The 5,936-nt window shown below is 58.0% G+C and carries 6 protein-coding genes and 2 pseudogenes; 5 read left to right on the top strand and 3 right to left on the bottom strand.

Annotated features, from left to right (window positions below):
• Nucleotides 1-133: 133 nt before the first annotated feature.
• From VOM14_RS31235 to VOM14_RS31225, 3 genes and pseudogenes are all read left to right on the top strand, one after another.
• Nucleotides 134-916: pseudogene (locus tag VOM14_RS31235) on the top strand (Mu transposase domain-containing protein); the annotation flags it as partial.
• Nucleotides 913-1,731, top strand: coding sequence for an IS21-like element helper ATPase IstB (gene istB / locus VOM14_RS31230; RefSeq protein ID WP_327632565.1), 819 nt, complete (start codon nt 913-915; stop codon nt 1,729-1,731). The pseudogene VOM14_RS31235 and the gene istB, both read left to right, overlap by 4 nt.
• Nucleotides 1,732-1,953: 222 nt before the next feature.
• Nucleotides 1,954-2,337, top strand: a complete 384-nt coding sequence (locus VOM14_RS31225; RefSeq protein ID WP_327632564.1) for a hypothetical protein — start codon at nt 1,954-1,956, stop codon at nt 2,335-2,337.
• Here the strand turns inward: VOM14_RS31225 and VOM14_RS31220 are convergent.
• Complete coding sequence (locus VOM14_RS31220) at nt 2,297-2,968, bottom strand: DNA methyltransferase (protein ID WP_327632563.1); 672 nt, start codon at nt 2,966-2,968, stop codon at nt 2,297-2,299. The genes VOM14_RS31225 and VOM14_RS31220 overlap by 41 nt on opposite strands.
• Before the next feature lie 119 nt (nt 2,969-3,087).
• Nucleotides 3,088-4,854, bottom strand: a complete 1,767-nt coding sequence (locus VOM14_RS31215) for a PD-(D/E)XK nuclease family protein (RefSeq protein WP_327632562.1) — start codon at nt 4,852-4,854, stop codon at nt 3,088-3,090.
• Nucleotides 4,855-4,905: 51 nt separating this feature from the next.
• On the opposite strand from VOM14_RS31215, the gene VOM14_RS31210 reads away from it, so the two are divergent.
• Together VOM14_RS31210 and VOM14_RS31205 are read left to right on the top strand one after the other, a co-directional pair.
• On the top strand, nt 4,906-5,244 hold the full coding sequence (locus VOM14_RS31210) for a transposase (RefSeq protein ID WP_327632561.1): 339 nt from the start codon (nt 4,906-4,908) through the stop codon (nt 5,242-5,244).
• Entirely contained in the window at nt 5,241-5,843 is a 603-nt protein-coding gene (locus VOM14_RS31205; RefSeq protein WP_327632560.1) for an IS3 family transposase, read from the top strand. Before VOM14_RS31210 ends, VOM14_RS31205 begins: the two co-directional genes overlap by 4 nt.
• Here the strand turns inward: VOM14_RS31205 and VOM14_RS31555 are convergent.
• A pseudogene (locus VOM14_RS31555) lies at nt 5,821-5,936 on the bottom strand (IS30 family transposase); the annotation flags it as partial. The gene VOM14_RS31205 and the pseudogene VOM14_RS31555 overlap by 23 nt on opposite strands.

Below are 5,936 nucleotides of genomic sequence, written 5' to 3'. Positions count from 1 at the left end.
ACCTGATGACCTTCCTCCGCACCTTGTAACCGAATAATATGTGCTGTTTGCTTTCCACAAAGGTACTGCCTTGGCCTAGTTCGTTATCGAGCAGCACATATTTTTTACTGCACCATACTCGTGAATATGGCCTCGAGGCCATAACTGGGAGAACGGCAGCGTGGAGTCATCGCATCGGTATTTGAAGGAAGCGGTCGACCAGGCCTTGATGCTTCGCGGTCATCGCGACTTCGCTGACCGGGCCGCCTACGATGAATTTATCCGTGAGGTGGTGATGCGCCGGAACCGGCGAAACGCCGCAGCGTTTCGCATTGAGCGCGCACAGTTGCAGGATTTACCCGTACGTCGCACTACTGACTTCGTCGAGGAAGAAGCACTCGTGACCCGCTGCAGCACATTCACCGTGCGCGGCATCCTGTACAGCGCACCGTCGCGCCTGATCGGCCATAGGCTAAAGGTGCGGATCTATGGTGACCGGCTCGACTGCTATCTGTCGGGCGCGCTGGTGCACAGTACGCCGCGAGGCTCCCGTGCCGCCGACAACCGCCACGCGCTGGACTATCGTCACTTCATCGATTCTCTCAAGCGCAAGCCGCAGGCGTTCAGGGGGTTTGCGTTTCGCGACGCGCTGTTTCCCCGTGAAGCCTACCGACGGACCTGGGAGAAGCTGGAGACGCAACTGACGCAACGCCAGGCATGCAAGACGATCGTAGGGCTGCTCGAACTCGCAGGACATCACGGCGTTGAGGCGTTGCTGGCCGAGCGGCTCGACGCCTTGCTCGAAGCAGGCGAACTGCCCGATCTGAAGCAGTTGCGCGATGAATTCGCGCCGCGTCAGGCCCAATGTCCCGAGGTGGTAGTCGAAATGCCACCCGTCGCGGTCTATGACGAGCTTCTCGACAAGGTGGCAGCATGAACGCCCCTGCCCATGACAACGGCCGTCTGGCCCTGATGTTGAACGAGCTACGTCTGCCGACCATCGGCAGGTTATGGCCCGAGTTCGTTGAGCGCTCTGACAAGGAAGGCTGGCCGGCTACGCGATTGCTTGGGGCGCTGCTTGAGCACGAACTGGCCGAACGTGCCAAACGACGCATCGAGCGGCATCGTACCGAGTCACATCTTGATCCAACCAAGACGCTGGCCACCTTCGACTTCAGCATGGTGCCGATGGTGTCGAAAGCGCATGTCACGGCACTGGCGACCGGAGATTCGTGGCTGGAGAAAGGCGCCACGATTCTCCTGTTCGGCCCCCCCGGTGGCGGCAAAAGTCATTTAGGTTCAGCCATCGGACACGCTTTAATCGAAGCCGGCTATCGAGTGCTATTCACACGCACGAGCGAGCTCGTCCAGAAACTCCAGGCTGCGCGTCAGAGCCTGCAGCTTCCATCCGCGCTCGCGAAGCTTGATCGGTTTGATCTCATCATCCTGGACGACCTGTCGTACGCGCGTAAGGACCAGGCCGAAACCAGTGTGCTGTTCGAACTTATCGCCGAGAGGTATGAGCGTAAAAGTCTTCTCATAACGGCCAACCAGCCATTCTCGGGATGGAATGACGTGTTCCCCGACCCTGGCATGACGGTCGCAGCCATTGATCGGCTCGTCCATCACTCGACGATCTTCGAGCTGAATGTTGAAAGCTATCGCCGTCGAAAGGCCAGCGACAAACAGAGCGCGCGCCGGCGACAATTACCCGACGACAATTACGATGGAGAAGCGACAACTATGAATTAGCCAGCGACAATTACACCCGTCGACCGGCCAGAATAGTTGTCGCTGACCGGCCGTGCCGCTTGACGCTGTCTACGGATTGGCCACCAGTGGCATAACCGCGGGACACGAGGCCCCAGGCATGAGGCCCAGGGCATGGTTGGCCGGCCGGCTAACCTGAATCAATGCGGTTGATGCGCGACTGACGGAATCACCAGGCCGCGGGACTGCAAGGAGGAGAAAAGGATGGCACACATTCACCCGGCGCCCCCGCATGACCCTGCGGAGGCAAGTCTGAGCCCCGCGGACGACCGGGTTCGCCTGAATCACTGGCTGCCGCCGCAGGCGGGCGTCGTGCCGCGGATCCGGATCCGTCAGCGCTGGGTCAACGTGCTGTGGGAATTGCCAATCGCATTCGTGCTGCTCGTGATCGGCGTGGCCATCGCACAGGGATTGCGGCAAGTTCCGGCAGTGCAGGAATTCCTCGTGCGCTACCCGGGCATTCCGCCGTCCGCAGTGGCTGTTGTCACGGGATTTCCCGCCTGGCTCAGGCTGCAGCATTTCCTGAACCTGTTTTTCATGGCATTCATCATTCGCGCGGGCAACGCCAGTTTGCCCGTACCCCTTTGAACTCGTACACATATCCGCCCCCGCTTAGGCCTCCGGCTGACAGACTCAAACGTTGATAGCGCTCCTTACGCTCCTCGTCATAGCAATCAAAAAACGTTTCCAAGTATTCGTTGTCGGGCGCATGAAAAACCTTGTTCCAAATACGCGATTTCGTCTTGCCGTACAGAAGGATTGCATCGTGGATGATCCCGCACTTGCCAGAGTCGCTGTGACCGAACGAGCGCCTCCAAATGATTTCGTTGACGTAGTTCTCCTCGCCAAAGACCTCATCCATAATCACCTTCACGTAATGACTGATGTTAGGGCCAACGTGGAGATAGATGGATGCGTCGTCCGACATCAACTCACGAATAATGACGAGACGCTCGTACATAAACTGGAGGTACTCGTCATTATTCCAGATGTCCGAATACTGCTTTTCCTCAAACGACGACTGGTCGTTCGTGGCCTCCTTCCCGCGCAACTTCACGTTCTTCTTATAGTCAGCCTTGGAGTCGAATGGCGGGTCAATGTACACCAGCTCTACCTTGCCCCGATACTTCTTCAGCAAGTGGCTCATCACCTGCAGATTGTCACCCCAGAAGATCTTATTGAGCCAGCCGTCGACCTCCGTCCCGTATTGCTCCTTCAACTGCGCAGGGTAGTACTATGTGGACGTGAACGGACGCTTGCCTCGCCAGTTCAACATGGGATAGCCTTTGATAGGCTGGAATACATAGGCACCGACGTCGCTCGGAGCCTCGGATTTGATTAGATCAAGGTCTTTCTGAGTATTCGTGATTTTTTCGCTTCGAACTTCCAGTTTTTTGTATCGCAGTACGGCCGCATGTCGCAGTTTGCGCAAAGCTTGACCGGCCGAGCCTGCATTGTGTAATCCTTGGCCTTTATACGAGCAACGACGCCGTCGAATCCGGCGATGGTTTTGCCGATCGTGCGCTCGTTTTTCGGAAAGGTTACATAGGGATTGCCACCTTCTTCGCCCGTGTAGTACAAGTGCATTCGACTGACGGTCTGTCCCGTCCGCTTCTCGACCAGGTGCGCATACACCTCAAGCTGTCGCTGGTACTGTCGCAAGCGCTCTCGATCCTTCTCCATGTCCGGCTTCTTTTCGGACTTGAAGTCGATGATTTCAACCGTGTCTTGCTCACCACGGATCAGGTCCACACTACCCATCAGGATGTAGTCGTCCTTCACCAGCGAAATGTCCACCTCCGCCTCCTTGAGGCGATCCCAATGTCCGTTCTCACGCTCGTAATAGTGCAACACGTGGCGCAGCACCGCCTTCAAGGTCTGGGGCGCCAGGTACTGGCGCTCGCGCTTGGACAAGTAGGCGTAGTTCGTGCTCATCCATCGTTCGATCTGCTCTGGCTCTATCAGGTGCTCCTCACCCCGGAGCGCTGCCTTATGGATGTCCTCGATCGTCTGATGGACCAACGTACCGAACAACTGCGCGCCGGCGCGAATCGGGTTGAATTCGAGTTCCTTAAAAAACCGGTATTGCTCGGCGCAGTTTTCGAACAGCGTGATGTGCGACGTGAACGAGTATTGCTGTTTGAGATTGATCTCTTTGACGTTCTCGAACGTCATCGCTTCGGGCTGAAAGGCCGGGTCACGCCAGCGTAGGAGCGCATTGTAGTGCGCGTCGAAGTATTTCGACGGCGAGCGGCCTCGTCCCTCGCGCTCCACGGTTGCCAACACGAGAAGGTTTTGCGCCCGGGAAAACGCGGTGTAAAACAGCCGTCGGAAGTCGAAAAACTTGGTGTGGCTAAGTGGCTCGAACGGCGGCTTTGAGAAATAGTTGTGCTGGAGCACCTCATCCAGGTCTGTGTGCTGCTTCCGGGGAACAGTCTCAAGGGATCCGCAGACCACAACCGGAAACTCAAGCCCTTTCGATTGGCGGATCGTGAGGAACGAAACGCATCCGCTTGGTGCGTATTCGGCATCGTCCTCGTACTCGTTGATCCCGCCCTCTTCTAGAAACCGGAAAAACTGATTGAAGAGGTCTCGGAGGTTCTTGTCGAGGAATTCGACGTTCAGAACGTTCACATAGTGCAGGTACTCGAACTTTGCCAGCAGCTTCGACAGGGTGGCAAGGTTATGGGCTGCGCGCCCCTTGTCAACCCCGCTCAACGCGCTCTCGTCCAGGTAACGCGAGAAGAGCGGGAACTGGAGCAACTGGTAAAAGAGCCCCGAAAACGAATAGTCGGTGTTCTGCGTCAAAGTGTGGTGACGCTTGGCTAAAGGGCGGGCCCAACTCAGCAACCGCGCATTCTCGGGCTTTCGCAGCTCGTCGGCGAACGGGGCGAAACATCGCTGGTCGTAGAAGTCCCAGATGGCCAGATGAGCATCTGCATTCCACTTCCGCGCGGCCGAGAACTGCGGGAACAGGAAGATCAATGCGCCGATCATCAAGCGCACCTCTTCCCGGTCGAAGAACATGTTCGACCGGGGCGAGTAAACAGGGACTCCCTTATTTTCGAGGTAGGACGCCAGCGCCACCACCTTGTCGTTTTTCACCGAACGAAACAGGAAGGCTGAAGTTGACCCAGAAAAACGGACATCTATCCTTTGGAGAAGGAGGTGCCGATTATGGGCAAGCATCGTACCCCGTACCCGGCCGAATTTCGGGCGCAAATGGTCGAGCTGGTGAGGGCCGGACGCAGGCCGGAGGAACTGGAAAAGGAGTTCGAGCCGACTGCACAGACCATCTACAACTGGGTGGCGCAGGCTGATCGCGACACAGGCGTGCGGCATGACGGTCTGACTACAGCCGAACGGCAGGAGCTCACACGGCTGCGTCGTGAAGTCCGGCAACTGAAGATGGAGCGCGACATCCTCTCTCACGCGGCAGCCTGGTTCGCGAGGGAGACGGGATCCGTTCCACCGAAGGGCGGTACGGATTCATGAAGGCGAACCGGGCCCGCTGGCCCATTGCGATGATGGCACGGCTGCTCGGCGTCTCGACGAGTGGCTATTACACGTGGCTGGTGCGAGAGCCCGCGTTGCGCACACGTAGCGATGCGCAACTACTCGCGCACATCCGCACGCTACATGCGAGCTCGCGCGGCACGTATGGGGCGCCGCGTATCCATGCGCAGCTCTCGCGCGAAGGCGTACACGTGGGGCGCAAGCGGGTGGCGCGCCTCATGCGTATGGCGGGTCTCTGCGGGGCAAGCCGGCGACGCTGGCCGCGTACCACACGGCCACGCGCAGGCGCCCGGCGTGCGCCTGATCTGGTGCGCCGGCACTTCAGTGCCGACGCGACAAACGTGCTGTGGGTCGCAGATGCGACCTACGTACCCACGGGTGAAGGATTCCTCTATCTGGCGGTCGTGCTGGATGTGTTCAGCCGTCGCATCGTCGGCTGGGCGATGTCCAACCATCTGTACACCGAACTGATGTTACGCGCACTGGACATGGCGTTGCAGCAACGACACCATGAAGGTGTGACTCTACATTCGGACCAGGGCTGTCAAGGCGGATTCAACCGGTCGTCGCAACACTAGATTGTTGAACAGATTTTAGGTACTCGTCCAGAGCCTCAGCAGGCGTCTGCCAGTTGAGCGTTTTACGAGGCCTGGTGTTCAACGTATTGGCAA

The organism is Paraburkholderia sp. MPAMCS5 (genome assembly GCF_036016995.1).
Taxonomy (GTDB): domain Bacteria; phylum Pseudomonadota; class Gammaproteobacteria; order Burkholderiales; family Burkholderiaceae; genus Paraburkholderia.
This window is presented reverse-complemented; position numbering and strand designations above follow the sequence as displayed.